This window comes from Paenibacillus sp. B46(2026) (assembly GCF_056786355.1).
This window is the reverse complement of sequence record NZ_CM165907.1, coordinates 2,203,454-2,229,518: the sequence shown is the minus strand read 5'-3', so window position 1 is coordinate 2,229,518 and position 26,065 is coordinate 2,203,454. Positions and strand designations below refer to the sequence as shown.

The 26,065-nt window shown below is 47.4% G+C and carries 27 protein-coding genes; 8 read left to right on the top strand and 19 right to left on the bottom strand.

Going from position 1 to position 26,065, the window contains the following annotated elements; translation table 11 throughout:
- The first annotated feature begins 491 nt into the window (after positions 1-491).
- Positions 492-899: a hypothetical protein gene (locus AC1S8V_RS10255; RefSeq protein ID WP_482073521.1), complete on the top strand. Its 408-nt coding sequence runs from the start codon at positions 492-494 to the stop codon at positions 897-899.
- A 125-nt stretch (positions 900-1,024) separates the two neighbouring features.
- On the opposite strand, the gene AC1S8V_RS10250 is transcribed toward AC1S8V_RS10255, so the two are convergent.
- The 6 genes from AC1S8V_RS10250 to hemE all read right to left on the bottom strand — a co-directional run bounded on the left by AC1S8V_RS10250 (position 1,025) and on the right by hemE (position 7,515).
- Positions 1,025-1,657, bottom strand: a complete 633-nt coding sequence (locus AC1S8V_RS10250) for a fumarylacetoacetate hydrolase family protein (RefSeq protein WP_482073520.1) — start codon at positions 1,655-1,657, stop codon at positions 1,025-1,027.
- 47 nt (positions 1,658-1,704) lie between these two features.
- Positions 1,705-2,457, bottom strand: a complete 753-nt coding sequence (locus AC1S8V_RS10245; protein ID WP_482073519.1) for a glycerophosphodiester phosphodiesterase — start codon at positions 2,455-2,457, stop codon at positions 1,705-1,707.
- A 23-nt stretch (positions 2,458-2,480) separates the two neighbouring features.
- Positions 2,481-3,899 carry a CapA family protein gene (locus AC1S8V_RS10240; RefSeq protein WP_482073518.1) on the bottom strand — a complete coding sequence of 473 codons (1,419 nt, stop codon included), beginning with the start codon at positions 3,897-3,899 and terminating at the stop codon, positions 2,481-2,483.
- 184 nt (positions 3,900-4,083) lie between these two features.
- Complete coding sequence (gene hemY, locus AC1S8V_RS10235) at positions 4,084-5,508, bottom strand: protoporphyrinogen oxidase (RefSeq protein WP_482073517.1); 1,425 nt, start codon at positions 5,506-5,508, stop codon at positions 4,084-4,086.
- Positions 5,508-6,458, bottom strand: coding sequence for a ferrochelatase (hemH, locus tag AC1S8V_RS10230; RefSeq protein ID WP_482073516.1), 951 nt, complete (start codon positions 6,456-6,458; stop codon positions 5,508-5,510). Before hemH ends, hemY begins: the two co-directional genes overlap by 1 nt.
- Entirely contained in the window at positions 6,451-7,515 is a 1,065-nt protein-coding gene (hemE, locus tag AC1S8V_RS10225) for a uroporphyrinogen decarboxylase (RefSeq protein ID WP_482073515.1), read from the bottom strand. The genes hemH and hemE overlap by 8 nt, the downstream gene beginning before the upstream one ends.
- 204 nt (positions 7,516-7,719) lie before the next feature.
- Between hemE and AC1S8V_RS10220 the strand changes: the two genes are divergently transcribed.
- A complete protein-coding gene (locus AC1S8V_RS10220) occupies positions 7,720-8,931 on the top strand; it encodes an MFS transporter (protein WP_482073514.1) in 1,212 nt (403 codons plus the stop codon).
- 109 nt (positions 8,932-9,040) lie between these two features.
- Here the strand turns inward: AC1S8V_RS10220 and AC1S8V_RS10215 are convergent, their stop codons facing one another.
- A complete protein-coding gene (locus AC1S8V_RS10215) occupies positions 9,041-10,243 on the bottom strand; it encodes a cytochrome P450 (protein WP_482073513.1) in 1,203 nt (400 codons plus the stop codon).
- 485 nt (positions 10,244-10,728) lie between these two features.
- On the opposite strand from AC1S8V_RS10215, the gene AC1S8V_RS10210 reads away from it, so the two are divergent.
- Positions 10,729-11,940, top strand: a complete 1,212-nt coding sequence (locus tag AC1S8V_RS10210) for an asparaginase (protein ID WP_482073512.1) — start codon at positions 10,729-10,731, stop codon at positions 11,938-11,940.
- 258 nt (positions 11,941-12,198) lie between these two features.
- Here AC1S8V_RS10210 and AC1S8V_RS10205 read toward each other — a convergent pair whose 3' ends face one another.
- Positions 12,199-12,831 carry an O-methyltransferase gene (locus tag AC1S8V_RS10205; protein WP_482073511.1) on the bottom strand — a complete coding sequence of 211 codons (633 nt, stop codon included), beginning with the start codon at positions 12,829-12,831 and terminating at the stop codon, positions 12,199-12,201.
- Between the two features lie 239 nt (positions 12,832-13,070).
- Between AC1S8V_RS10205 and AC1S8V_RS10200 the strand changes: the two genes are divergently transcribed.
- The 4 genes from AC1S8V_RS10200 (at position 13,071) to AC1S8V_RS10185 (ending at position 17,766) form a co-directional block, all read left to right on the top strand.
- The gene (locus tag AC1S8V_RS10200) at positions 13,071-14,225 is read left to right on the top strand and encodes a THUMP domain-containing class I SAM-dependent RNA methyltransferase (RefSeq protein WP_482074441.1); all 1,155 of its coding nucleotides are present in this window, start codon (positions 13,071-13,073) and stop codon (positions 14,223-14,225) included.
- A gap of 215 nt (positions 14,226-14,440) precedes the next feature.
- Positions 14,441-16,441: an LTA synthase family protein gene (locus AC1S8V_RS10195; protein ID WP_482073510.1), complete on the top strand. Its 2,001-nt coding sequence runs from the start codon at positions 14,441-14,443 to the stop codon at positions 16,439-16,441.
- 80 nt (positions 16,442-16,521) lie between these two features.
- Positions 16,522-16,947, top strand: a complete 426-nt coding sequence (locus tag AC1S8V_RS10190) for a cytidine deaminase (RefSeq protein ID WP_482073509.1) — start codon at positions 16,522-16,524, stop codon at positions 16,945-16,947.
- An 84-nt stretch (positions 16,948-17,031) separates the two neighbouring features.
- Positions 17,032-17,766, top strand: coding sequence for a DsbA family oxidoreductase (locus tag AC1S8V_RS10185; RefSeq protein ID WP_482073508.1), 735 nt, complete (start codon positions 17,032-17,034; stop codon positions 17,764-17,766).
- A 287-nt stretch (positions 17,767-18,053) separates the two neighbouring features.
- Here AC1S8V_RS10185 and AC1S8V_RS10180 read toward each other — a convergent pair whose 3' ends face one another.
- Together AC1S8V_RS10180 and AC1S8V_RS10175 are read right to left on the bottom strand one after the other, a co-directional pair.
- On the bottom strand, positions 18,054-18,884 hold the full coding sequence (locus tag AC1S8V_RS10180) for an aldo/keto reductase (RefSeq protein WP_482073507.1): 831 nt from the start codon (positions 18,882-18,884) through the stop codon (positions 18,054-18,056).
- 177 nt (positions 18,885-19,061) lie between these two features.
- Complete coding sequence (locus AC1S8V_RS10175; RefSeq protein WP_076209046.1) at positions 19,062-19,343, bottom strand: hypothetical protein; 282 nt, start codon at positions 19,341-19,343, stop codon at positions 19,062-19,064.
- A gap of 149 nt (positions 19,344-19,492) precedes the next feature.
- Here AC1S8V_RS10175 and AC1S8V_RS10170 point away from each other — a divergent pair, with 149 nt between their 5' ends.
- Entirely contained in the window at positions 19,493-19,891 is a 399-nt protein-coding gene (locus AC1S8V_RS10170) for a hypothetical protein (protein ID WP_482073506.1), read from the top strand.
- Positions 19,892-19,991: 100 nt separating this feature from the next.
- Here the strand turns inward: AC1S8V_RS10170 and AC1S8V_RS10165 are convergent, their stop codons facing one another.
- The 9 genes from AC1S8V_RS10165 to AC1S8V_RS10125 all read right to left on the bottom strand — a co-directional run bounded on the left by AC1S8V_RS10165 (position 19,992) and on the right by AC1S8V_RS10125 (position 25,994).
- Positions 19,992-20,213 (bottom strand): YuzB family protein, encoded by a 222-nt coding sequence (locus tag AC1S8V_RS10165; RefSeq protein WP_017689421.1) that lies wholly within the window; start codon positions 20,211-20,213, stop codon positions 19,992-19,994.
- Positions 20,214-20,225: 12 nt separating this feature from the next.
- On the bottom strand, positions 20,226-20,528 hold the full coding sequence (locus AC1S8V_RS10160; RefSeq protein WP_036670085.1) for a heme biosynthesis protein HemY: 303 nt from the start codon (positions 20,526-20,528) through the stop codon (positions 20,226-20,228).
- Between the two features lie 142 nt (positions 20,529-20,670).
- The gene (locus tag AC1S8V_RS10155; RefSeq protein WP_440388047.1) at positions 20,671-20,928 is read right to left on the bottom strand and encodes a hypothetical protein; all 258 of its coding nucleotides are present in this window, start codon (positions 20,926-20,928) and stop codon (positions 20,671-20,673) included.
- Between the two features lie 193 nt (positions 20,929-21,121).
- Complete coding sequence (locus AC1S8V_RS10150; RefSeq protein WP_482073505.1) at positions 21,122-22,330, bottom strand: M14 family metallopeptidase; 1,209 nt, start codon at positions 22,328-22,330, stop codon at positions 21,122-21,124.
- Positions 22,331-22,558: 228 nt separating this feature from the next.
- Complete coding sequence (racE, locus tag AC1S8V_RS10145) at positions 22,559-23,368, bottom strand: glutamate racemase (RefSeq protein WP_482073504.1); 810 nt, start codon at positions 23,366-23,368, stop codon at positions 22,559-22,561.
- A gap of 223 nt (positions 23,369-23,591) precedes the next feature.
- A complete protein-coding gene (locus tag AC1S8V_RS10140) occupies positions 23,592-23,969 on the bottom strand; it encodes a YtxH domain-containing protein (protein WP_482073503.1) in 378 nt (125 codons plus the stop codon).
- Between the two features lie 178 nt (positions 23,970-24,147).
- A complete protein-coding gene (locus tag AC1S8V_RS10135) occupies positions 24,148-25,062 on the bottom strand; it encodes a DUF4261 domain-containing protein (RefSeq protein WP_482073502.1) in 915 nt (304 codons plus the stop codon).
- Positions 25,063-25,072: 10 nt separating this feature from the next.
- On the bottom strand, positions 25,073-25,534 hold the full coding sequence (locus AC1S8V_RS10130) for a DUF86 domain-containing protein (protein WP_482073501.1): 462 nt from the start codon (positions 25,532-25,534) through the stop codon (positions 25,073-25,075).
- 172 nt (positions 25,535-25,706) lie between these two features.
- Positions 25,707-25,994, bottom strand: a complete 288-nt coding sequence (locus tag AC1S8V_RS10125) for a Dabb family protein (RefSeq protein ID WP_282322020.1) — start codon at positions 25,992-25,994, stop codon at positions 25,707-25,709.
- Positions 25,995-26,065: the final 71 nt, after the last annotated feature.

Genomic DNA, 26,065 nt, shown 5'->3' with positions numbered 1-26,065 from the left:
CGCATGACGTTTATTGTATTTTTGAAATTCAATTATACCACGGTTTGATGCCAATGCCGAAACTCCTTACGCCAGCACACAAAAAACCTGTTTCGGCCTCGTGTAGAAGTGCCAAAACAGGTTATTGATCAAATGTTAAAACAAGATAAACTCCCTTTTGTCTTTTGTGTAACGTCTGTTATTCAGTGTGCCTATCTTCTCATTCAGACCCGCTTCGCTCCGCCAATGACCCCATATCGTCAAATTATTTCACTGTTCATTTAATGAGTATTAAAATAATTGAGATCATCATATAACCAACTAACCCAACCTGTCAAGTGTGAATTATATTAGTGATCTTTCTTTTTACGGTCATTCTTCGCTAGGTTGAAATTACTTATCCTGTTTTAAGTTTCACTTCAGGTTTCCCGTTTACACTATTCTCAGATCGTAACATCAACGACAAGCTACGATTCAGTTCGTACTCAACTACAGAAATGAGGATTATCCATATGAACATGAAAAGAGTCATTATTATAGGCACAATGATTGTCACTATGTCCTTTGCCGGAACAGCATGGGGCCAATCCGCCATCTCCCCTATACCTACTGCTAAATGGTCCATCATTGACTTGGATACTCGTGAGGGAAGTAGCGACGAGCTGCTCAGCGCTCTGAATCAGCCTTCAGAAGCAGATCTGTATCAGGAACTGTACAGTGGCAAATCGCTGAGGACGATTACGGAAGAAAACAACGGAAACTTGAATGAGGTCATTGCTATACAAGTAAGACAGCTCAGAGAGCAGTTGGATGAGCGACTCGCAAGTGGAAGGATCAGCTCGAAGCAACATGCTGCACAAATAGCCGAACTGGAAGAGTTGGTCACGCAGAGCGCAAATACAGCTTACAGCCTGACGTAATTCACGACCTATCCGTACGATGAAAATATGAAGTTGAAGTTGCCACGAATAACATGGCAAAAAGGAGCGTATGCACGCCCCTTTCTTGTACCCTGTTCACCTCAAGCAGGTATGATGTGTAATCCTTATTGTGCTGCCCCAATCGTGCATACACCCAAGGATTCGCCGTCCCAGGCCAGTTCGAGCACATCGCCTGCTTGTATTGGTCCAACACCTTCGGGTGTTCCTGTAAAAATGACATCTCCCGGCCCCAGGCCGTAATGGTGACCTACATAATCCACAATATCCTGTAAACTGAAGATCATGTTACGAATGTTACCACGCTGGACTATCTCACCATTTTTGGTCAATGTAAAGTCTTTCTCCAGCAATGCTGCCGCACCTGGGAATGCCTGAAATGCAGTAACCGGAGCGGAATTTTTGAACCCTTTGGCCGCTGTCCACGGGTGGCCCTTTTTCTTAATGACGGTCTGTACGTCACGTAACGTAAAATCAATACCAAACGCATAGGCATCCACCAGCTCATCTACCGCCATACCTGGCTCATAACTCCGGCTGATTTGCACGACCAATTCAGCTTCATAGTGAACTTCACCCTTGGTAGCAGGCAATTCAAGCGTTTCACCATTCAGGGGCACGACTGCGTGAGAAGGTTTCATAAAGATCATTGGCTCATCCGGAACCGCGTTGCCCAATTCTTCCGCGTGAAGTCTATAATTGCGTCCTACACAGTATACATTGCGAATGTTAGTCAACATGGGTATATTACCACCTTTATTGGAATCATTAGTGTATATAGAGTATATTACGGTCTGAAGAATCGGCTGCTCGTCTCCTGAAATGCCAGCTCCCATACGTCAGGACGGTTCGTACATAACATGAGTTCTGGATCAACTGCCGCCAGTTTCTTCATAATGGTCTTGTCATCCACTGTCCAAGCCATCACCCGAATGCCTGCACTCCGCATCTCGTTCATTAAGGATTTGTCTACATTGGTGTATCCAATCGAGAGGAATGTACAATTCATCTGCCGCAGGGCGGTTAACAGATCACCTGGTCGTGCATCGATAATCAGCCCCGTCTGGATCTCCGGTGCAAGTTTCTTCACTTCGATCAGAGCGGCTGGTTCAAATGAGGTGATCACAACATCATTTTGCATATGTCTTTTTCTCACTTCATGTATAACAGCCGCAGGCAAACCCGGGTACATGTCTCCCTGCGTTTTCAGTTCAATGTTCAAACGTACTCTGCCGCACGAACGATCAAGCAGTTCACTTAGCGCAGGAATCCGTTCGCCTTTGTAAGACTTGTTTTTCCATGCTCCGGCATCCAGACGTTGCAGATCAGCCCAATCGGTTTCCCGAACCAGACCCTTGCCATTTGTCGTACGATCCACTGTAAAATCATGAATGATCACGGGCACACCATCACGCGACAACTGCACATCCAGCTCCATCCACTGAACTTCAGGCCGTTCCATGGCCATTAGAAATGCAGCCATCGTATTCTCTGGTGCAATGGAAGAAAATCCACGGTGCGCTACACAAAGGTTGTTCATTCGATTCCCTCCTCAAAAGGTTCTCAATTTGGCGAAGCGACTCCATTCCCATCATATCGAATGCCCGGGGAGAGCTTTGCCATCTGTTCCAACAGCAGTTTGTTCGCCTCATCGATCATCGGAATGGTCTGACCAAGACCGGCCTCATAAGGGATTACTTTCATGCTGCAAGCTGCATCCTGACTACAGCGAACCTGAAATACTGCCGTTTTCCACGTCTCTTCGGTTGTTGATCTGGAGAAAATAAAATTTCCCGTACTGTATGCAATCCACTTCCCCTTATAGTACTCCAACCCTTGCAACACATGAGGATGACCACCTATGACCAGATCCGCGCCAGCATCTACAAACTCATGAGCCAATCGGGTCTGATCACTATTCGGAATACTTACCCGTTCCTCTCCCCAGTGTGCAACCACAATCACCAGATCTGCCTTCTTACGAGCCTCCTGAATCGCTTTGACTGCTCCTGTGGAATCATAGGCTTCAGCCACGCCTGCCCGATTGCCTTCAGCCTTCCAACTCGTTTCCGGTACCACTCGGGAGAACCCAAGCAATGCAATCTTCATGCCTTTGCGTTCCAGATACGCAGGTGCATAGGCCTCATCCCTGTTCATACCTGCCCCGGTGTGAGCTATGCCATATTCCTTGAGATAGGTTAACGTATCCACCAAGCCCTCTACACCCTGATCCAGAATATGATTGTTAGCCAAATTCACAGCATCAAAACCCGCAGAGGCCATTGCCGCCAATGCTTTGGGCGAAGATTTATATACATATGTTTTGTCAGCTGCACCAGTACCACCCAGAGTTATGGGTGTCTCCAGGTTACCGATGGTAAGATCATCATCCTTGAATAATCTGCCGAGCTTGGCAAAGGGATAGTCATAACCGTTCTTATCCAGCAGTTCAGCAACTTTGCCCGAGAATTGAATATCGCCAACAAAGTTAATCGTGATATCCTTCGCTGAATCGGTAGGTTTCGACACCCCTGCCTCCTGATCCACACCTGCATTTCCCTTGGTGCTAGATGGTGTCGGAGCAGCCGCAGGTTTTTTCGTTCCGGATTCCGTCTTCCCGCCATTGGTGTTGCCTGAAGTGTCAGGTGTCGCTACGCCGGATGTCTTATCTGCATCCTCTGTTGTCTCTTCATCCGTAGCTTCGGGTTCTTCTTCCGAAATCTCATTGGATTCCGAGTCTGGAGAACTTACTTGATCGCCGCCTTTGGTATCGTCTCCAATGGAAGGCTGATCCTGATCGACTATTTCTTGCTTCACCGGCTGGTCTGCCTGTTGCTGACGTGTATTAATGACATAAAAAATGCCCACCAGACCAATTGCAATGATCAATACAATATTAACTGTCCAGATGATTGTGATTGTATTGCGGGTGCGTTTGCCTTTTTTCTTCTTTACACTTCGCTCTGATCTTGGGGGATACATAAGCAACTCCTCTTCTTCTTCACATCCATATATACCATTATATCAGGCATATTCTGGATTTCCATCATTCCTTGGAACTGTATCGATTGAAAGGGTATTAACTCGGTTAGCTTCCAGATCTTCATGTAAAAAAAGCCATCTCTCCAGTAGATAAATCTACGTTCGAGACAGCTCCCTGCTGTGCTTAATCTGCCCCAAGCTCTTGTGTAGCCTGAACAGACATTTCCTTCGCTTGTCTGATGCAATCAGGCAAGCCTACGCCCTCATAACCCGCACCTGCAATATACACACCCGGTAACTTACTGCCAAGCTCTTCACGAAGGGCGGCAATATGTTGGAGGTGTCCCACCGGATACTGTGGCATTGATTTACGAAGCCGTGTAATCTCGGAGAAGATCGGCACCGCTTCGATACCCATGGTTTCTCTCAGATCCTTGAGAACCAGATCGGTAAGCACTTCATCCGGAAGCTCTACGTTCTGTTCGTCACCAGAGCGACCAACATAACAGCGGAGCAAGACTTTATCGTCCGGGCTGGTATGCAGCCATTTCGTTGATGTCCACGTGCAAGCCGTAATATTCCGGCCCTCTTTCCGCGGAACGAGGAAACCTGATCCGTCGAATACATGCTCCACCTCTTTTTTCTCAAAAGCGAGCACCACATTGGCTACGGACACATAATTAATTGCGTCCAGAGCCGCTGTGTCCACGTGAGGCTTCAACAGCTCCGACGCGACATACGTTGGCACGGTAACCACTACATCATCGGCTTCAAGCATTTCGCCATTACTCAGTTCAACACTATATCTGGTCTGCGCTCCATCAAGACGTTGCAGCGACTTCACCGCGGTGTTCAGACGTTGATCCACATCCTGCAACTCATGGACGAGTGCATGAACAAGGCTCTGCAGTCCCTGGCGAAAGTTCAGAAAAGCGCTCCGTTTTGTTCCGGTATGCGTCTCAGTCGGTTTGCGACCTGTCATCATGCCCCGGATCAAGCTGCCGTAATCGCGCTCTACTTCTCCGAACTGCGGGAAGGTAGCCTGGAGGCTCAATCGCCGCATATCACCTGCATAGATTCCTGCGAGCAACGGTTCGGTCAAGTTCTCCAGCACTTCTGCTCCAAGACGTCGCTCAATCATATAACCGAGCGATTCATCCTCTGTTGTACGACGCGGCGGGATGACAAAGTCCATCAACGCCCGCAGTTTGCCGGCAGGAGAGACCAGACCACTTCTCAGGAAAGGTCTTAGTTCTGTCGGAATACCAAGAACGAGTCCTGCTGGCATAGGATGAAGCTTGCCACGCTGCATGATATACGTTTTCTTCGACTCCGGATTCTGACTTACCAGCTCATGATCAATCTCCAATTCTTTGGCCAGGTCAATCATTGCTGTTTTGCGAGCCAGGAAAGAATCCGGCCCTTTTTCAATCACAAATCCATCCCGGTGCAGTGTCTCAATCATGCCCCCCATAGACGAGCTTTTCTCGACCAAAGTAATCACGGGTTCAACTCCTGCTTCCCGGTAATGCTTGCGGATATAAAATGCCGCGCTGAGGCCGGTGAGGCCACCGCCGACAACAACAACGCGGCGTTTCTTGTCATCCATTACTCATCCGACCCTTGCTGCCATTGGCTTATAATAACATCGCTTAACGTCTCCATATACAGAGGATCGCTATTGAGAGAATCAATACGCATCAGGCGCATATCGATCTCTTTGGCAATCGATTTGGCCTCAATATCGAGATCATAGAGCACTTCGAGATGATCCGAAACGAACCCGATTGGTGCCACAAGTACATCCTCTACCTGTTCACGGGAAAGTTCCTGTAACGTATCGAGGATATCTGGTCCAAGCCACGGTTCAGCTGTTCGTCCGGCACTTTGCCAAGTAAATTGCCAATTGGTAATACCTACACGTGAGGCAATCACTTCCGAAGTCTCCAGTAATTGTTGCGGGTATGGATCACCCATCTCCACAATACGTGCTGGCAAGCTGTGAGCACTAAACAACACTTTCACATCTCCGCGTTTTGCTCCGGCTTCCTCGAACGCATCCAACTTGGCACTGACACGCGTGGACAAGGCCTGAATTAACTTCGGATGCAGATGATAGCTCTCGATAAAGGACATATGAACGCCCAGTTCTTCTGCTTTTTCCCGCGCTCGTTTGATATAACTGCCTACACTCATCGTTGAGAAATGCGGAGCCAGTACAATACCAATGGCTGTCTGAATTCCATCCTTCGCCATCTGTTCCACGCCATCCTCAATAAACGGATAGGCATGCTTCAGTCCTTGATAACAACGGAATTCCACGCCACTCCCACGCTCATCGCGGTTTAACGTCTCCTGAAGAGCCTTGACCTGATTGTCCGTGTTCTCCCGAAGCGGGAATACACCGCCAACAATGGCTTCATATCGATCCGTCAGTTCCTTCAATTGCTCCGGTTCAGGCGGACGCCCTCTGCGGATATGTGTATAATACGCTTCAACACTTTCCATATTTTCCGGTGTGCCGTATGACATCACCAGTACACCTACAGTATTAGTCATTCGTTATCGCCACCCCAGTCTTCATTGCTTCGGCAGAATATTCATGAATATATGCCGTTAGTTCTCTGAGCTTATCAAGAGAAGCTTCAGGAAATAGTCCGTGCCCCAGGTTGAAAATATACCCCGGCTCCTTGATTCCTTCGTCGATAATCACTTTAGCTTGTTCCTTGATCAGTTCCATTGGTGCAGTCAGCACATAGGGGTCCAGGTTACCCTGCACGGCAAATTTGCCGCCAAGTCGTTGACGCCCTTCCGCAATCGATACTCTCCAGTCCAATCCAATTACATCGGCTTGCAGATTATGCAGCACAGGCAACAATTCACCCGAGGCGACACCAGGGAAATAGATTTTCGGTACATTCAAATCCGATAATTCGGTAAAGATACGGGTAATCGTAGGCAACACATATGTTCTGAAGTCTTTGGGAGAGAGTGCTCCAACCCAGCTGTCAAACAACTGGAATGCCTTACCACCATTCGCAATATGCGCACGGATATATGTAATTACCATATCACCAAGCTTCTGCATCAGCTTGTGCCACATTTCAGGCTCGCTGTACATCATCGTTTTCGTGCGGATGTAACCTTTCGAAGGCTGTCCTTCAATCAGATAGCTCGCAATCGTGAAAGGTGCGCCCGCAAACGTAATCAGAGGCACGTTAAGCTCCTTATCCAGGATTCGAATGGTTTCCAGAATATGTGACAGATCTCCTTCTACGTCAATGGGACGCAGCCGATCCACATCTGCAGCAGATCGAATAGGATTATCAATAACTGGACCAATATTTTTTACAATGTCAAAATCAATGCCCAGTGAGGCAACCGGATTCATAATATCGGAATACAAAATAGCCGCATCTACACCAAGTTTGCGTACGGGCATGAGTGTAACTTCAGCCGCCAGCTCGGGTTGTTGGCAGATTTCTAGCAAGGAGTACTTTTCTTTAATCTTGCGATATTCAGGATCGTAACGTCCAGCCTGACGCATGTACCATACCGGAACACGGTCGACCTGTTGTTTGAAACTTGCCCGAATCAGTCGATCATTATAGCTCATGTAAGAAGCCTCCAATAGTTTTTGGACTCATAATTACCATTATGCCCTTTTTAAACTGCCGTAACAACCACATGCAGATGCGTTCTACGTGACAATACTATGACATTCCTTACACGGCTCCCCCATATGCCAATTATGTTATAATGAAAGAATGGTGTTTTTTAGAGAATTACAGAAATATCTTTGAAAGGAAGTGAAAGCACTTTGAAAACGTGGAAAGTTAACCTCATTGTGCTTTGGTTCGGACAATTTTTGGTCAATTCGGGCATGACCATGATTACCCCATTTTTGTCTCTTTATCTCGCAAGAGATCTGGGCGTTGTTGGCGAACATGAAATTGGCATTTGGGCCGGATTTATTTTTGCAGCCAATTTCCTCACCTCATTTTTGTTCCAACCGCTCTGGGGCAAGTTATCGGACAAGTATGGCCGAAAAGTTATGCTGCTACGCTCGGGATTCGGGATGGCCATCGTGATTGCCCTTATGGGTCTGGCACAAAATCCCTGGCAGCTTCTCTTATTGCGTTTGCTTAACGGTACAATCTCCGGTTTCAATCCTGCAGCTGTTGCGCTGATATCAGGTACCACACCGAAGGACCGGATGGGTTTCGCCATGGGAATCAGTCAGTCCGGGCAGGTTGCCGGCACGATCCTGGGTCCGCTCATTGGTGGATTGCTAGCCGATGCGGTAGGCTTCCGCCCCATTTTCTACATTACAGGTGGTCTGATCTTCGTCGCGTCCATGCTCGCCATGTTCCTGGTGAGAGAGAAATTCGACCGTCAAGAAGCAGCCAAACTGCCGGCACAATCCGTATTGTCCGGTCTGAAGGAATTGAACAAGTCACCTCAACTTCCCGCACTGTTTGCTGTGACGTTTCTGTTGCAGTTTGCCATGATTAGCCCTATGTCACTCTTGCCGCTGTATGTGCGAAAACTACATGCTTCGGATGTAAATGTGGCCTTCTGGGCAGGACTTGTCGGTGCAGTCACGGGACTATCCAATATGGCCATGTCTCCGATTCTTGGGAAGCTCAGTGACCGGATCGGCCCTCACAAGGTGCTTACGTTCTCCCTCATAGGAACAGGACTCATGCTTATTCCGCAGGCATTTGTTCAGACGGTGTGGCAGCTCATTCTTGTCCGATTCATGATGGGTGTGTTCATGGGTGGCCTGCTTCCGAGTGTTAATGCCCTGATCCGTTCCTATACATCCGATAGCATGATCAGCCGTGCATTCAGTTTTAATACGAGTACTCTGGCGCTGGGCAACATGCTTGGAGCGATCATTGGAGGTTTTATGGCTGGATTCATCGGGATCGAAGGTCTGTTTATCGTCTCTGGCGGACTGCTGCTGCTTAATATGGTTTGGGTCAGATTCAAATTGTATAACAAACCTGCTTCGATTCGGGAATCCTGATTCCCTATCCATTTCTTAATGAGTCCATCTTACTGTTTCATTTGAAAAAGCCGCTTCCAGCGCCTAATTGGCCTGAAAGCGGCTTTTGTCATTCGTGCCATTTATTTATTTATTTATTTATTAAATTGTATTGTATCGGATAATGTTTCACACCAAACACAAAGGCACTTTGTATCGGTTGCAGAACCGTTCCCGGCACAAGCTGAATGTGTTCCATGTGCTGAAGCAATGTATGAAGAACTACCCTTGCCTCCAATCGAGCGAGTGGTGCACCCAAACAAAAATGAATGCCAAAACCAAAGCCCATATGCCTGTTCGGCTTGCGATCAGAGATGAAATCTTCCGGGTTTTCAAATTGGGCACTGTCCCGATTAGCTGCTCCAACCCAGGAAATCACCTGCTCTCCAGCTTGAATCGTCTGACCATTCAACTCTACAGTTTCCTTGGCGACCCGCCCAATCGCAACAATTGGCGGATAATATCTCAGCGTCTCTTCAATCGCAGAAGTAATCCGTTCAGGATGTTCGCGCAACTCCTGTTGCAGCTCGGGTTGTTCAGACAGAATACGAACCGCATTGGTAATCAGGTTGGTTGTTGTTTCATTACCGGCAGCAAGTAAGAGAATACAGAAGCCTACCACTTCATCTGAAGTCAATTGCTGACCATCAATCTCCGCAGCAAGCAGTAATGAGATCAGATCATCCTTTGGCTGCAACCGACGTTCTTCCATAATGCCAGTGAAATAGATATGCAACTCCTGCATATTTCTTTTTTTCTCCTCCAATAACTCCTGGAAAGCCTGCTCACTATCGTCACGTGCGCCTTTCACCAACACATCAGACCAGTCTTTGAACTTTTGACGATCCGCCGCAGGGACTCCGATCAATTCCGCAATGACAATGACGGGCAATGGTGTTGCAAGGTCATCAATAAGTTCCATATGTCCTTCTGACAGGTGTGGAGCAATTAACTCATCTGTGATTTCCTGAATACGCGGAGCCAATGCTTCAATTGCCTTGGGTGTAAACGCCTGGTTCACCAGATCACGTAGCTGTTTGTGTTTGGGAGGGTCTGTCGTCAACATGCTCGTATTGGCACGATCACGTGCAGAAGAGAACAGTTTCGGATTTTTCAGAACGTACTTCACATCTTCATAACCAAAAACATCCCAACATTCTCGATGCTCATCATAGCGGACTGGAGTGTTATCACGAAGTTCTGCATACACCTTGAAGGGAGATAACCTCTCTTCCAAAGTCTCCAGTTCCCGAATCGGAATATAATTTGCATACTTTCTCGGTGCCTGTTTCATCGTTTCTCCTCCAATCAATATTATATATTTATTTACATATGTTGATCACCCCTATTATAAACATAACTCTATAACGAAACCACTCTTTAGACCGTAATTGAGCCCCATTACCTAATATGCGTTACTATATCCTCTCATTCTGTTACCTACTTCTGATATGAGTCCCAATTCGACATTCTTTTATTAAAATACATCGTTTTATCAGGACAAAAGACTCATTATGTAATATTAGCTAACATTAAAAGGGCTCATTTTCCTTCAAAACTACTAAAACCGGTTCTTTTCTATCTCTATCAAAATGAATATTCTTTCATAATTCCTTATAAACAATCATTTTACTTCCATTATCTATGAATGTAACCGATTACTCTATCGTTATCTACGTTTGTTATATTATTTAACATGAAATACAATCAATTTGAAATGGTATACCTATTCTTCTTAACAAACTTAACATCACACTTACTTGAAGGAGAGTGCTATTCATGAGAAAAACATCCAATCTTCGTCCCTGGGCCGTATGGAGTACCGCAGCTTTAACTGCACTAACCATCTCGTTGTCCCCCATCGGAACCTACGCTGCGCACGCAGCTACGGTAGAAGTGAAAGGCACAACAGGTGCTGTTCAGACAGCAACCACTACTCCGGCTCGCAATACTTCCATCCCTGCAATACCAGACTCTTCCAAAAAATCTGCACTTCCTAATGTATTGGTGATCGGAACTGGCGGAACGATTGCCGGTCAATCCGAGGATGCCACCAGCTTCCAGAATTACAAGGCAGGTACGCTTCCTATTGGAGAGATGGTAGATGCCTTACCGGATAAACAGAAGATTGCTGATGTTAGCACGCTCCAATTCGGAAACTCAGGTTCAGGTTCCTATAGCATGGCTGACCTCTATGACTTGTCGCAGACGGTAGACAAAGCTCTTGCAATGTATGACAGTGTTGTCGTTACCACGGGTACAGATACAATGGAAGAAATCGCTTATTTCCTCGATATGACTGTTCAGAGTGACAAACCTGTCGTGATCACAGGCTCCATGCGTCCATGGACTGTCATCGGCTCTGACGCTCAAGCCAATCTGTACAACGCAATCAAGCTTGCAGGCAGTGGTCGTACCACTTCATTCGGCACAGTGCTCATGTTGAATGACACAATCCAGCTTGCTCGCGGTGTAACCAAGACGAATGATTATCGGACAGATACGTTTGAAACCCCGATGCTCGGCGCAGTAGGATATATTGATGAAGAAAACATTCGAATCTACCGTGCTCCTGCACGTGCCTTGAAACCTGAAGGCACAGCGAAGCCCGTATTTGATCTAAGTAAAATCACAAAGGCAGATCTGGCCAAAGTAGAAATTGCGATCTCGTATCAAGAAGCTGGAGGCGGAGCCATTGAAGGATTCGTGAACAGCGGTGCCAAAGGAATCGTGACTTCCGGTACCGGAGCTGGTGGCATCTCCAGAGCTATGGGACAAGCTCGTACCAAAGCCATTGAGGAAGGTGTAATCTTCGTGACCACCACTCGGACGGGTTCAGGAAGTGTGTATGGCGGCGGCAAAGGTATCATTGCAGGCGACAACCTGAGTCCACAACAAGCTCGTGTATTATTGATGCTGGGATTATCCTTCAGTGATGATTTTGACACCATCAAAAAATGGTTCGAAACGTATGGAACACCTGAAGTATAAGAAAGAACCACTACAACGATATCTGTAAACACAAAGAAAGAGACGACACATTTTCGGTCATTCAAAATGTTGTCATCTCTTTCTTTGTATGCTCAGAAAAATCAAGAAAACCATCAACACCTCCATATATAGAAATTCATACCTTCTTTTTCCTCATAATACTACCACTAAAAAACTCCGATGGAACACGCCCCCTCACAAGCATAAAAGCGTGTGATCGTGTTCCATCGGAGTTTTATCTTTAGGAAATTCCCACTTTTACTTCACCCAAGCAAGTACGAGCCCATCGTAGTCTGGCAACATGGTCGTTACCAGACGCGGGTCACTTGCCATCTGTTCATTAAAGCGACGAACAGCAAGCACGGCCGGACCCTGCTTGTCCGGATTCAGCGTACGACCACGCAGGAAACAGTTGTCACCCACAATGACCGCACCTGGCCGAGCCAGCTTAATGGCATAGTCGAGATATACCGGATAATTTTCCTTGTCAGCGTCAATAAAGAAGAAATCGAATGTGCGACCTTCCTGCTCCAATTGCTCCAGGCTGTCTGCCGCCGGTCCAATGCGATATTCCACCTTATCGCCAAAACCACCTTCATCCAGATGACCACGCGCCATTGCCGCATATTCTTCTTTTAGTTCCAGCGAAGTCAGGGTTCCACTCTCACGCAAACCACGTGCAATGCAGATCCCACTGTAACCGCCCAGCACGCCGATTTCGAGCGCAGCTTCCGCTTTGGATGTCTTGGCTAGAAACGTGAGCAAACGCCCATACGCCGCCGCAACCGAAACCTCAGGCATGCCGTTCGAACGGATGGCCTCTTTCACTTTCAGCAAAAGCTCATCCTCTTGAAATAATTGATTCACATATTCATCAGGGGTCAGATTCACCACTAAAATCCTCCTTGGACACTTGGACTGCTTTCCATATGGATGCCAATGTTCTATAATAAATGTTTGTTATCAACACAGGCGGTTGACTGGTGCATCACCTCGAAAGAGGAATGCATACGTTCACCGCATTTCTCATTGTAAGTTTTTTCACGGAAAGCGGCAAGGCCGCGCCGTCACTATACAGCGGAGAGAAGGATATTCCTTCTCCGGCTTGAAATGGAGTTGAAATGAATCACATGGCTCAATTGCAATTGATTGCAACCTCGGCGATGGGACTCGAGGCTGTTGTTGCCCGGGAACTGAAACAACTGGGGTATGAAGATGTTACGATCGACAACGGCCGGGTTTTCTTCACCGGAGATTATATTGATATTTGCCGGTGTAATCTGTGGCTGAGAAGTTCGGATCGTGTATTAGTGAAAATGGGTGAATTCCCCGCTACGACATTCGACGAATTATTTGAAGGCACCAAAGCACTGCCTTGGGAAGAGTGGATTCCAGCCGACGGCGAATTCCCTGTAGAGGGTCGCTCCCAAAAATCTCAGTTAAGCAGTGTGCCTGCATCCCAAGGGATCGTGAAAAAAGCAATCGTAGAGAAACTGAAGCTGACTTATGACACAGAGTGGTTCCCAGAGGATGGGTCTCGTTATGTGATCGAGGTCATTCTGCTGAACGATCGCGCCCTGCTTACTTTAGATACGACGGGACCAGGTCTGCACAAACGGGGTTATCGTAAACTCGTCACCGAAGCGCCACTCAAAGAAACGCTTGCTGCAGCTCTTATTCAGCTCAGTCGCTGGAATGTATCCCGCCCCTTTTATGATCCATGCTGTGGATCAGGCACAATGCTGATCGAAGCCGCTATGATCGGCTGGAACATTGCACCAGGACTTCGTCGGACCTTTAACTCCGAGGACTGGGCTGTCATTCCAGAAGAATTATGGGAACAAGCGCGCGAAGAAGCATTTGATGCTGTGCGCGACGATGTCCCGTTACAGATTTCAGGCAGCGACATCGATCCGGAAGCGATTGAAGTAGCTCAGGCTGCAATCAAGAGTGCCGGCTTCGCCAAAGACATTGAAGTCAGTGTCCTGCCCGCTCATCGCGCAAGACCACAGGGTGATTATGGTGTCATCATCACCAATCCCCCATATGGTGAACGTTTAAGTGAGGAAAAAGAAGTTCAGAAGCTGCTTCGCTCATTAGGACGCAGTTATCTCGAAATGCCAACATGGTCCTTTTTCGCAATCACATCGACCAAAGCTTTTGAAGAATACTTCGGCCATAAGGCAGACAAACGTCGCAAATTGTTCAACGGACGAATTGAAACCCAGTACTATCAGTATTTGGGCCCACTGCCCCCACGCAATAAAGCACCACAATCTTCTTAAGTATTGCAAATACAGAGTGCTCCTGCCATCCATGGCTTGGGCACTTTTTTTGTGCGCTATTCTGATCATATGAATTCACTATCGTCGGCGTTCGCTTCCGCAGGAATTGATCCTGCCTGAGGCATAGTTGAAAACACATGAGGCCACGCTATAATGGATGGAGCCCTATTTTTACATTCCGATTACAAAACAACGAAAGCAAGGGGGACATACATATGGTTGTCACTCGGCCTACGCGCAGTTCCATGCCACGCGGGCTTCTAAATCATCCACTAACGTTATATCTTATTTTTCTTGTGCTCATGCTGCTCAAACTCATGTGGCTCCATCACAATCTTCACGCCTATAACATTACGATGGGACTGCTGGATAAAGTCATCGCCATTGGATCTTTACTGCTCCTCTCCTTCTGGACCTGGTGGTTGCCTCGCAGAGGCATGATTGTATCTCTCGCTCTGCTGAACCTGCTGCTTACAGCACTAATCTACGCCGATATGGTGTATTATCGCTATTTCCAGGATTTCTTGACCATCCCGGTATTGTTGCAGGCCAGACAAGTTGACGCTTTGGGTGACAGCATCGCTACACTGATCTACACAAGTGATCTCTTGTTCTTTGCCGATTGGCTTGTCGTCATTCCGTTCGCAGCGATCGTACTGTTCAGCAGACGTTATCGTTCGAAGCGCTCCAGTACGTCTGTTCAAGGTTATGGAAGTTATACGTACAACGATCGCAAAGCGCGGATGCGCCGCCGTCTCACTGCTGGCAGCATCGCCCTTGTGCTGGGGCTGGGACTCGCCGTCGGCCCGATTTACTTTTACAGCAAAACATGGGCCAAGGGCCTGTTCGATAACAACTGGTGGAATGTATCCATGTACAATGTGACCGGACTCCTCGCTTTTCACGGTTATGATCTGTACAACTATGCCAAAGACCACATTGGCTCCGGGCCGCAAGCTGAACCGACTGATGTTGAACAGGCCAAGGCGTTTTTCGCTGAAAGGCAGCAAGATCCCCCGCAGAATGATGCCTTGTTTGGCAAATATAAGGACTGCAATGTCATCATTGTGCAGGGTGAGGCTTTTATGAACTTCATGATTGGCCAAAGCATTGGCGGTCAGGAGATCACACCCCATTTTAATGAACTGATGAAGGAAAGTCAGTATTATAGTCACTTTTACCACCAGACAGGTCAAGGCAGAACATCGGATGCCGATTTTGGAGCAAATATTTCATTGCATCCACTTCCGGTCGGATCGGCGTTTGTACGTTATGCAGACCATACGTATGATTCCCTTCCTTCCATTCTGAAGGATAACGGGTACAGCACCAACGTATTTCACGCTTATGAGAGTGGCTTCTGGAATCGGTACACGATGTATCAGAACATGAAGTATGACAAGTTTTATAGTAAAAATGATTTTGCACAGGATGACCCGCTCGGCTGGTCCCTGTCTGATGAATCCTTTTTCCGGCAATCTGTTGAGAAAATGAGCAGTGAGGTTACCGAGCCGTTCTATTCCTTCCTCATCACACTCACCAGTCACCACCCATATGCCCTGCCTAAAGAGAAACAGCAGCTGGATGTAGGCGAGTTCCAGGGAACAATGTTCGGTAACTATCTGCAATCCGTTCATTACGTGGATTCGGCACTAGGCAAGATGGTGGAGGATCTGAAAAATCGGGGATTATGGGAAAATACCATCTTTATGTTCTTCGGGGACCACGACAATTCGATTAAGGAACAATCACAATACGAACAGTTCCTGGGACGTTCACTGAACGAACTGGATATGGCGCAGATCATGAACGAGGTGCCCCTGCTCGTGCATTTACCGGACGGAGCAGCCGCCGGAATCATTAACGAACCTTCCGGACAACTGGACATTACGCCATCCGTGCTGCATCTGCTCGGCATATCCGACCAGCCCTATTATCATATGGGTAACGACGTATACGACGGGTCTGCCCGTACGGTTGCGCTGCGTAATGGCGCATTCTCGGATAGTTCTGTATTCTATATTCCATCGGATGATTATATCTACGAGAATGGCGCTTGTTATGACCTGTCAACACGTGACAACACAGATATCAATGCTTGCCGTCCCGCTCATGATGAAGCAACCAAGCGTTTACACGTCTCAGACACCGTAATTACCTACGATCTAATTCAGCGCTTTCGAGAGGAAGACAGTTCAGCAGCAACATCACAATGAGCAATATCGTAATGACAAGCGAAACAAATACACGAAATGAAATGAATAGAATTGGATTTAAAAAGGGGAACTCTCATTACATGACATCACACACTGAACCGCTCAATATTGAACAGAAATTGTTCGATGCAGCCGCAAGCTTTGTGAAGCAACGTTATCCTCAGGGATGGGGCGGTGCGGGTGCTGTTTATACCGAAGCTGGTTCCCTGCTGATTAGCGTAGCTCCAGAGGTCATCAACGATGCGACGCATCTGTGTATGGAAACAGGAGCTTATCTGGAAGCCCACAAATTGAATGAACGCGTCACCCACTCTCTCTGTATCGCTCGTGATGACGAGCATTCAGAATTCAAGGTCCTTACACCCTGCGGCGTATGCCAGGAAAGATTGTTTTACTGGGGTGAAGAAGTTAAAGCTGCCGTATACGATCCTGCGGGTCAGTTGGTCTTCAAAAGACTGGACGAGATTCAACCTTACCATTGGTCCAAGGCATATCAGGATAAATAACAGCCTCCTTGCGAATTATAGAAAGTGGCTTTATAATTGTAACTATATTAGTTTCAACTATATGGATGATGGAGGTTTAACATAATGAATATTGAGATATGGTCTGATTTTCTGTGTCCTTTCTGTTATATCGGCAAACGCCGCCTGGAGAATGTACTGGCACAGTTCCCTCACCGTGACGAAGTGAAGCTGCAATTCAAAAGCTTCGAGCTTGATCCGAACGCTGCATTGAACACAGGCAAAACCAATACGGAATATTTGGCTTCCAAATATAACATTAGCGTGGAGCAGGCCCAAGGCATGAATGCCCAAATGAATGCCAATGCTCGCACGGCAGGACTGGAATACAATATTGATGCCATGATCCCTACCAATTCTTTCTCCGCTCACCGATTGACACACTGGGCGGATACACAAGGCAAAGCGCTTGAACTGAGTGAACGGATATTCCAAGCTGTTTTCATTGAAGGTAAACACTCCGGTGACCCTGAAGTTTTAGTTCAGCTGGCAGAAGAAGTCGGCCTGGATCGTGATGCAGCTGTGTCAGTGCTGTCCAGTGATCAATTCACCGACAATGTCCGCGCTGACCAAGCGGAAGGCGAGCAACTGGGCATCCGTGGTGTACCGTTCTTCGTATTCGACCGCAAGTTCGCCGTATCGGGCGCTCAGCCTGACGAGGTGTTCCTGGATGCCATTCAAAAAGCATGGGACGAGCGTTCCCCGTTCACAATGGTTGAATCCAACACAACAGAAACAGATGGCAGCGGTGTCTGCACAGATGACGGCTGCGCAGTGCCACCATCCGATTCGAATAAATAACACAAAAGCAGCAGGATCAAGGAAAATTCCCGATCCTGCTGCTTTTTTTTATATACTACACACCACTCTAGCTCATTGTATATATTTGCGTTTGATGAACAGTTACTGTGGAGGGGACGGAATCGATTCTGAAGAAGCGGAGCGTTCGCCTTTGTCTCCAAATTTTATCCTCTGAAACGAGGAATCAAAAAAAATTTGGAGACAACAGCGATCGAAAGAACGATTCCGTAACCGGAACAACCACAAGCAGTTCATCAAACGCTTATGTTCAATTAGCGCCTACCCACTCAATCCCAAAACAGTTGATCCGGGTGTGGACCCGTCCGCTTATCTGAATCCAGTGCATCAATCAGCTTCAACTCACCCGGTGTCAATTCAAAGTCAAAGATGTTCGCATTCTCACGAATACGCTCCGGGGTAACCGACTTGGGAATCGTCACAATCTGGTTTTGAATGTCCCAACGCAGAATAATCTGTGCCGGTGTTTTCCCATATTTCTGGGCCAGCGCTTTGAGGGTGGACTCTTGGTTCAGCTTGCCTTTCATGATCGGGCTCCAAGCCTCCAGTTGAATTCCCTGCGCCCCGCAGAAATCCTGAAGTTCCTGCTGGATCAAACCCGGATGCAACTCTACCTGATTCACCGCAGGCACCGTTCCACCTTCATCTATGATATCTTGCAAATGATGTACTTGAAAGTTACTCACACCAATCGCACGAATGCTTCCTTCGCTATATAGACGTTCGAATGCTCTCCACGTCTCCTTGTACTGGTCTCTGCCGGGCCAGTGAATTAAATAAAGATCAATCACATTCAGTCCAAGTGCCTTCTGACTGGCTTCAAATGCTCTCAACGTTGAATCAAATCCCTGATCCTCGTTCCAGAGCTTGGTCGTCACAAACAGTTCGTTACGGGCAACACCACTGCTTGCAATAGCTTGTCCCACTTCTTCCTCATTGCCATAGATGGACGCGGTATCAATACTGCGATATCCGACCTCCAAAGCCGTCTCGACCGCCTGTTGTACTTCCTTACCTTTTGCTTTATATGTTCCAAATCCTAGCCATGGCATCGTTACTCCGTTGTTCAGAATCGTACAATCTGTAATATGTTTTGTCATTCTGTACCTCCCGTATGGAATTTTGCCTGCTCTTGTTCTATTAACCTTCTCACAGAATTTTAAGCGACCATTCGACATACTGTCGGAGTAGACCCATGGATCGAGAGTCGTGGTTTAAAAGACATGAAGAACCCGCAAAGCATTTGCTGCCCTGCGGGTTCTGATGTGACAGGAACGTTATAAATTCCCTTGACCGTGCTGACTCTGGATTGAATTCAATCTTCTCTTCTCCTCGATGAACATTTCCTCTGCCAACTCAACACCTTGCCCTCCGAGTGAAAGCTCTGCTTGTCGCATCGCCTGCTCCGTGTGTGCCAGACGACGTTCCGCCTGTACAATGGTCTGTGCCGTCGGATGAGACATGGCCTGAGATACAGCATAATGAAGCTTGTTCACCGCATTTTGCGCCTGAGATACGGTGGTATCGGCTTGCAAACTGGAATCATAACGCTTCGGCATGAGTATTCCTCCTTGGGATTATCATGTTCCTGTTACCCCTTTAGGATGGATAACACAAGCCTTCCTTATTCCTCTTTTGTGTTTTATTGTAACTTTAACCTGTCTTGCTGCGTTTATGAAGTACTTATCCCCAATCAGGAGGAATTTATTTGAAAAAATTTTTACTCACTCTCTGTATGTTGCCCTTGCTCATTTGGATACAAGGCTGCGCTCCTGCAACATACGAGATAACAGGTTATACGGGATCATACATTAACCCAGACATTCCAGTTCCAAGCAATGCCAAGCTTATTGAAGGCATGGCTTATTCCGATGATCCCAACCTTAAAAAAGGCGCTAAGTATGAATTGAAACATATTGGGGGTGAGCAGGGACTCTACCCGCCAACGGATTATTTTCAGAAGTTAGCGGATACCGGATGGGTGGAATTAGAGGAAGAACGACTGGGACATGTACATTTCCTGAAAAAGGGTAATACCGTCATTGCCATTGAAATTCGAGAAGATACCTTCCAAATTACTGAAATGATCAAAGATGCTATAGAGTAACACATCCTTTCACTGCTACCCAAGCGCAAAAAAAGGAGAGGCACATTGCCCCTCCTTGCAGATGTTTGAACCTTTTCGTTCACTCACCTTGTTATATCCTTTACTTGACGAACTTTGCGACTTTGGCGAGTACTTCTTCTTCTGTCGGAGCACTGATGTACCGACCGTTGATAAAGACAAATGCACGTTTCGCGCAAGGACCGCAATAGGATTTGCACCCAATCTTGATCTCCGTGTCTGGAGCCATTTTCTGTAGCTTGGGCACAATCGATTTCAGTCGGACATGATTACACTTTTCGCATACGCGGATATCGTTAGCCATGAGTTCCCCTTCTTAGTGGTCGCCGTGATTGCCTTGGGACGGATTCGTAATAACAAATCCCTCTTCCGGGAAGTAGAGATAGTCAATTTTAACACCGTTCAACAGAGGCTGGTCATTCGCGAGAATGACATCAATCTCTTTATCAGTAGATACAACCGTATCATTTTCTTTTGGTGTGTCGAGATCAAGCCCGTAGTGAGCATGGTCACCATGTGCATGTGTGATGACAACACGCAGTTTTTTTCCTTCGTTCTCCGGCTTGTCCAATTCAAGCTTCAATACTTTAGCAGCATTACGCGTAATTTTGCAGTTCATTCTCTTCATCTCCTATATTGTAATTGCTGGTTTCAACAATTTCAGCAGTCTTAAACTACAGCATCTATTGTAAAGAAAGTTACCGCTCTTCGCAATAACATTGATGCGAATTCAATGTTAAACCTATCCATTTGAGCACCAATTAAGAAGGTGCCCCATCCTGAAGCACGGGATATTTGCGTTCTGCACGGCTTACAAACCAGTTCATCAGAATCAAAGTGACCCCGATATCATCTATGGGCATAAACGGCATGACGTCAGGAAGCACCCAGTACAACAGCGCTGGAATAATAAACAACAGCTTTTCTCCCAAAGGAATCTGCGGAGCCCGGAGCAACCGGGGGAGCCTTTTGAAAACTTGTGTCCATCGTTTGAACGACAGCAGTCTTCTCCACTTCATTTGAATCCCTCCGTATAATCATATATGTCGCCGAAACGGCACATCCATCATTACCCGTTCGAAAACCATTCAGAACGAATGACGCAACATACGAATCAAAAAAATAAAAAGGAACGCCGCTCACAGCGTCCGTTCCTGTTATACGAATGATCTACCCTTAAGTTTCACACCTTCATAACCAGGCCTAACCGCATTACCCATTGGTTAACAGTTCAGCCAGCAACATGCCGACTTCAATACAGATATCGTCAAACTGTTCTACGGGAAGCGGATTAACCCCCAATCCGACTTCCACCGTGAAGCCTGGCTTACCAAAAGCTTGAATAAACCAGTCTTTGTATCCGGCATCACTGCCACCGAGCTTCACCGCCTTGTAGCCCGAAGCTTTGGCGAGTCTGCGCGACAACGGTGCACTCTCTCTGGGTTCCAGATCACGGTAGTTCCAATAGATTTCCTGACCCTGACTATGCAGAGACACGACCGCAGCGAATGCGTGTTGCTGCGTCCATTGTGCTAACGCCTGTGCCTCCGGTTCTGTCAAAGGTGCTGTTCCTGCATAATCCCGGGGACCAGGCGAAGTCACGCCCCTTCTCGCTGCTTCTTCATCCCAATGGGCGGGAAATTGATCATTCAGATCCACCCCTCTGATGTTGGCCTTCCAGTGGGTGAAATGTGATCTGCCGGCATTCCAGGCTAACAATTGCTGTGCATGCGGGTGTTGATTGACCACACCTTCCTGAACCAGTTCAACCCCGTCTGGATTAACCATCGGCACTGCCCAGAGGGTCGTCTCTTGCATCCAGCGTTCTGTGTGGTATTGATGCCATGTCCTATGTGCACGATACGCCTCGGCATACTCTTCGATAAACTTCATCAGAACCGCTGATGTCAGCCACTCATTAGCATGAACAGAAGCGTTAACATGGATATGTCTCGGCCCTTGCCCGATACGCAAATAAGGTAGTGACTTCCCCATCACACTCGTTCCAATGGACCCCGTCTCGATAAACGGGTATTGATTCTCCAGCTTGTCTATATCCTTGATTAATTCTCGATACCCATACTCTCCCTGAATCTTGACAATAGTTTTTCCATTGGAAGCGGGAATATGAATACAGCGACCAACCCAGTCAGCTATATTGGAAATTTCAGGATTGACCCGACGTAAGTCCTCTTCATCCAGACCAAATCTCCCTGCAATTTCCCCTACACTTTCTCCAGGCGGTACAGCGTATCTGCGACCTGTCCCGGGGACAATACGCAGCATCTGACCTGCCAGCAAGTAAGGTTGGGAGGCCGCTTCCGGGTTCAGTGCAGCAAGTAACTCCCTGGTCATATGGTGTGCTGACGCAATTCGCGGCAGCGTATCTCCCCGCTGAACGATAATCCACTGCAGTTCCATGTTGCTCTCCTTTCCACAGGAAAAGGCAGGTCTCCTGTCCGGTTCTCACCAATTTTGTGTCTGTAACATATGTATGCAGGTCGGGTTGTCCGTCATGTGACATGAATCATGTTCATCACCTGTTGATGCATATTCACGACAAAAAAATCCCGAAACTTCACAGTTCCGGGATAACTCACAACCAAAATCATTAATTAAAAGTCTGATTCATGCAGATTTTGCGTATAACTATGATAATTGCGTAACCTGCCAGACCACAGGGGTCTTGGAGATCTGCTCCCCCAACCATCGACGGGTGATATTCTGGAACATGCGCGGGTCGCCAGTGCAGAAAAATTGATGCACCGGGGTCTCATCCCCACTGGCCAGTTTTCGTTTATCATATAAAATCGTACTGATTTCCCGTGCCGTTTCATCTGCCGAACTGATTAGCTTCACTTCCCGTCCCATAACCTCCTGAATGGTGTCCATAAGGAAAGGATAGTGCGTACAACCCAGAATAAGACAATCGATTGGCTGTTGTTTGATCTCACCCAATGATTGCTTCACCGTATGTGTCGTGTGCTCGGAACGAAATTCACCTTGCTCCACCAACGGCACGAGCGCCGGACAAGCCTGACTGACCACATCGATATAGGGGGACAACTGCTTGAGCGCCGATGTATAAGCCCCGCTTCCAATGGTACCCACAGTACCAATCACACCAATGCGTCCTGTACGTGTCGCTGTGATTGCCGCCCGCGCTCCCGGATGTATAACACCAATGACAGGCACATTCACCTTGGCACGGATATACTCCAGCGCAGCTGCTGTCGCTGTGTTACAGGCGATAACGATAACCTTCGGATCGAATTGGATCAAGAAATCAACGATTTGTTCCGTAAATTGTTTCACTTGTTCGGACGAACGGGGTCCGTACGGTGTCCGGGCAGTATCCCCAAAATAAATGATCTTTTCCCGCGGGAGCTGACGCATCACTTCCTTGGCGACGGTCAATCCCCCCACACCGGAGTCTAATATAGCGATTGCTTGCTGCACGAACACACCGCTTCCTTCTTCATTGAATTGGTTCTAATAATGATTGTTTCCCAAAGCTTTCTTCCTACCGTATGAACGTTACGGCAAAAAGGTACCTACATCTTACCCGATTTTATAACAGGGTTCAAATAAAATCCCCCGTGCTGTGTCATCACCGTGTGGACACACAACAAAGCAGGCTCTCCTCTATACCCGAGGAAAGCCTGCTTATCCCAAGCTTTGCTTAGTTGTCGTCCTTGGACTCATCCGCAGGAAGCGTCGCTGCAATGTCGATTCCGGACTCATCTGCTGCTTTGTCCGTATCGGGTTCTGTGATGACTGCCGATATGCGAATTTCCTTGCCTTCAGCGCAGTTACGCCAGGATTGAATATCCTGAATCACTACATCTGCAGTCTCTTTGACCTTGGATACGATCTGTGAACTTTGTTCTCCAACCTTGCCAGCGAGTTCCTGGCCTTTCTCCGATACCTGACGAGCACCTTCCGTAATGTCCTGACGAAGTTCGCGTCCTGATTTCGGCGCCAGCAACAATGCTGTTACAGAACCTACTACGGAGCCGATTAGAGCTCCCCACAACAAACTTTTGTTAGAATCCTTCACGTCACATCTCTCCCTTTACTTTCGTTTAAGTACCGGATCAGAAGCAACGGCCTGTCGCTCACCCATCCGGGCGAATGCCCACTCTGTTGATGCATTATAAGCAGCACAGGCTTGACTTGACACTCCAGATTTCAAAAAATAATCTAAACGTCCTCTTTTCACCGTTATCTTCGCTTAATCAGGTCTGACGAGCGGGCTCCAGATCAGCCGCCGCATGCTCATCCCCCGGGTCCAAATCAATGACATATCGCCCTGGTGCGATCAGTGCCGCCTGATGCTCACAACGCCAGCGACGTCCGCCGGAAGAACCCAACGTCTGTCCATCCTGCAGAACATCCCCCTGATCAAATATGTAATACGCCGCACCCAGTAAGGTTTGGGCGACCGTATCCGGATCAAGACCGACGAAGTGACACTGTACATCAGGCACCCCCAGTGCCGACAATCCTACCGTATCCATGACCAACTCGCGCTGTTCTTCCGTACCTCCAGCCTGATACATCCGAACGTTCATGGCCGCATACAGATGTTCCTCACGTTCCTGAGCTTGCGTATATGCTTCCGGTTCAACCAGCTTATCACTGCCGTACCAATACAGCGCATCACAGGTCAAGCTTTCCATGATTGCCAGTACAGTCTTCTGGAACAGCTTCAGACGCTGTTTGCGAGGCATGGCTGCGGTGAACATGTCATGTAATCGGATGGAGTGCCGCACAGCTTCTACAACTTGTCCTGCTTCAGGCCAATGCCATGCTTGCTGCAAAGCTCCGCCAAAACGTGCACGATCCACAATCTCATTGACAGGAAGCATGCAGGTCTGGGCAGGGATATCCCCTTCCTGAAAGGATACCTTGTGGTCCAGATGATAGAAGACCAGCATCTCATGCGCTTGCTCTCCATCCCCTTGTTTCACATCCAGCCGGACTTGTCCTGTGTGACGAATCAGAGCTTCCTGCAATCGCAGGCGATCCACCTCCGGACGTTCCCGGAACAAGAGTTCAACCATATATACCGGATGGAATCCAGAAGGTATTTCATTTGTATCTTTGCTTTCAGTATTTACTTCATTGAATTCTTTTGATTCATTCGTCATGCGATTTCCCTCATTCCTTACGCTGTCCCTCGACTTGTGCCGCATTGAAAGGACCAAGTTCTTTTTCCACGTAGTCGCTAACCTGAATGGCAAAATGTTCAAGTACGCCTGGCAACTCTACGCTAAGCGGATGGAGCTCAGACCGCTCCCAACTATAATAATCCTGCACCAACGGCTTACGTAACGTAACAAGCTGACGCAATATCTCATAGGTATCCTTGTCAAAAACCTTTTCTTCATAATTAATCTGAATAATATCATCATAGCTGCTCGCATCTCTCATGATGAAGCCATCTATCAGATAACTTCCCACATCGGTAACAATCTCGATCGCCAGGTGAAGACAACGTTCCTGTACCATCCCCAGCATGAGACTGCCATCCCAGGCCTGGGCTGCCCGGAGAAGTCCTTCGGCTACCTCCGGTACAGCAGCTAGCCGGCGGGCAATCTGTTCTCTGTTCACATAATACATTCGTTCACTTCCGTTCAGTGAGTTATCGGTTCCGTTTCCCTCTTCGCTTAAGCCAGAATATCATCACAGGACAAGCGATTAGAAACACAACAAAAATATATAGAAATTCCATAACGTCTCTTAAATCGCTCATGCAGAGTCCCCTTTATTTCAAAGTCGTGTGAATGACAGATCAGATTTCATAGTCCACTGCGATCGACTGTTCTCTGACTTCGTTCATGTACTTGATTACTTCCTGATGAAGCGGGTGAACCTGATACGCCTGAAGGTCCTCCAGTGAAGCAAATTCTGCGGTGAGTGAAATGTCGAATGATCTGTCCGAGCGAAGCACATCAATCCCGATTTCAAGTGAAACTAGGACATCAATTTTGCCCTCCAGATTGCGAAGCACCTGGGCAGCGGCTTCAATACTTTCTGCTGAGCGATCTTTCATTTTGAACAGGACAATATGTTTTATCATCTGGGCAAGCACCTCGTTTGGTATAATAGTAGAAATGAATGAATTTTCATGTATCCAAAATATATCATAAC

Excerpts from the sequence above, each read along its gene's own strand:
- AC1S8V_RS10255 (WP_482073521.1), top strand. The coding sequence starts at position 492 with ATGAACATGAAAAGAGTCATTATTATAGGCACAATGATTGTCACTATG.
- AC1S8V_RS10250 (WP_482073520.1), bottom strand. The coding sequence starts at position 1,657 with ATGTTGACTAACATTCGCAATGTATACTGTGTAGGACGCAATTATAGA.
- AC1S8V_RS10245 (WP_482073519.1), bottom strand. The coding sequence starts at position 2,457 with ATGAACAACCTTTGTGTAGCGCACCGTGGATTTTCTTCCATTGCACCA.
- AC1S8V_RS10240 (WP_482073518.1), bottom strand. The coding sequence starts at position 3,899 with ATGTATCCCCCAAGATCAGAGCGAAGTGTAAAGAAGAAAAAAGGCAAA.
- hemY (WP_482073517.1), bottom strand. The coding sequence starts at position 5,508 with ATGGATGACAAGAAACGCCGCGTTGTTGTTGTCGGCGGTGGCCTCACC.
- hemH (WP_482073516.1), bottom strand. The coding sequence starts at position 6,458 with ATGACTAATACTGTAGGTGTACTGGTGATGTCATACGGCACACCGGAA.
- hemE (WP_482073515.1), bottom strand. The coding sequence starts at position 7,515 with ATGAGCTATAATGATCGACTGATTCGGGCAAGTTTCAAACAACAGGTC.
- AC1S8V_RS10215 (WP_482073513.1), bottom strand. The coding sequence starts at position 10,243 with ATGAAACAGGCACCGAGAAAGTATGCAAATTATATTCCGATTCGGGAA.
- AC1S8V_RS10210 (WP_482073512.1), top strand. The coding sequence starts at position 10,729 with ATGAGAAAAACATCCAATCTTCGTCCCTGGGCCGTATGGAGTACCGCA.
- AC1S8V_RS10200 (WP_482074441.1), top strand. The coding sequence starts at position 13,071 with ATGGCTCAATTGCAATTGATTGCAACCTCGGCGATGGGACTCGAGGCT.
- AC1S8V_RS10195 (WP_482073510.1), top strand. The coding sequence starts at position 14,441 with ATGGTTGTCACTCGGCCTACGCGCAGTTCCATGCCACGCGGGCTTCTA.
- AC1S8V_RS10190 (WP_482073509.1), top strand. The coding sequence starts at position 16,522 with ATGACATCACACACTGAACCGCTCAATATTGAACAGAAATTGTTCGAT.
- AC1S8V_RS10185 (WP_482073508.1), top strand. The coding sequence starts at position 17,032 with ATGAATATTGAGATATGGTCTGATTTTCTGTGTCCTTTCTGTTATATC.
- AC1S8V_RS10180 (WP_482073507.1), bottom strand. The coding sequence starts at position 18,884 with ATGACAAAACATATTACAGATTGTACGATTCTGAACAACGGAGTAACG.
- AC1S8V_RS10175 (WP_076209046.1), bottom strand. The coding sequence starts at position 19,343 with ATGCCGAAGCGTTATGATTCCAGTTTGCAAGCCGATACCACCGTATCT.
- AC1S8V_RS10165 (WP_017689421.1), bottom strand. The coding sequence starts at position 20,213 with ATGGCTAACGATATCCGCGTATGCGAAAAGTGTAATCATGTCCGACTG.
- AC1S8V_RS10160 (WP_036670085.1), bottom strand. The coding sequence starts at position 20,528 with ATGAACTGCAAAATTACGCGTAATGCTGCTAAAGTATTGAAGCTTGAA.
- AC1S8V_RS10155 (WP_440388047.1), bottom strand. The coding sequence starts at position 20,928 with ATGAAGTGGAGAAGACTGCTGTCGTTCAAACGATGGACACAAGTTTTC.
- AC1S8V_RS10150 (WP_482073505.1), bottom strand. The coding sequence starts at position 22,330 with ATGGAACTGCAGTGGATTATCGTTCAGCGGGGAGATACGCTGCCGCGA.
- AC1S8V_RS10135 (WP_482073502.1), bottom strand. The coding sequence starts at position 25,062 with ATGACGAATGAATCAAAAGAATTCAATGAAGTAAATACTGAAAGCAAA.
- AC1S8V_RS10130 (WP_482073501.1), bottom strand. The coding sequence starts at position 25,534 with ATGTATTATGTGAACAGAGAACAGATTGCCCGCCGGCTAGCTGCTGTA.
- AC1S8V_RS10125 (WP_282322020.1), bottom strand. The coding sequence starts at position 25,994 with ATGATAAAACATATTGTCCTGTTCAAAATGAAAGATCGCTCAGCAGAA.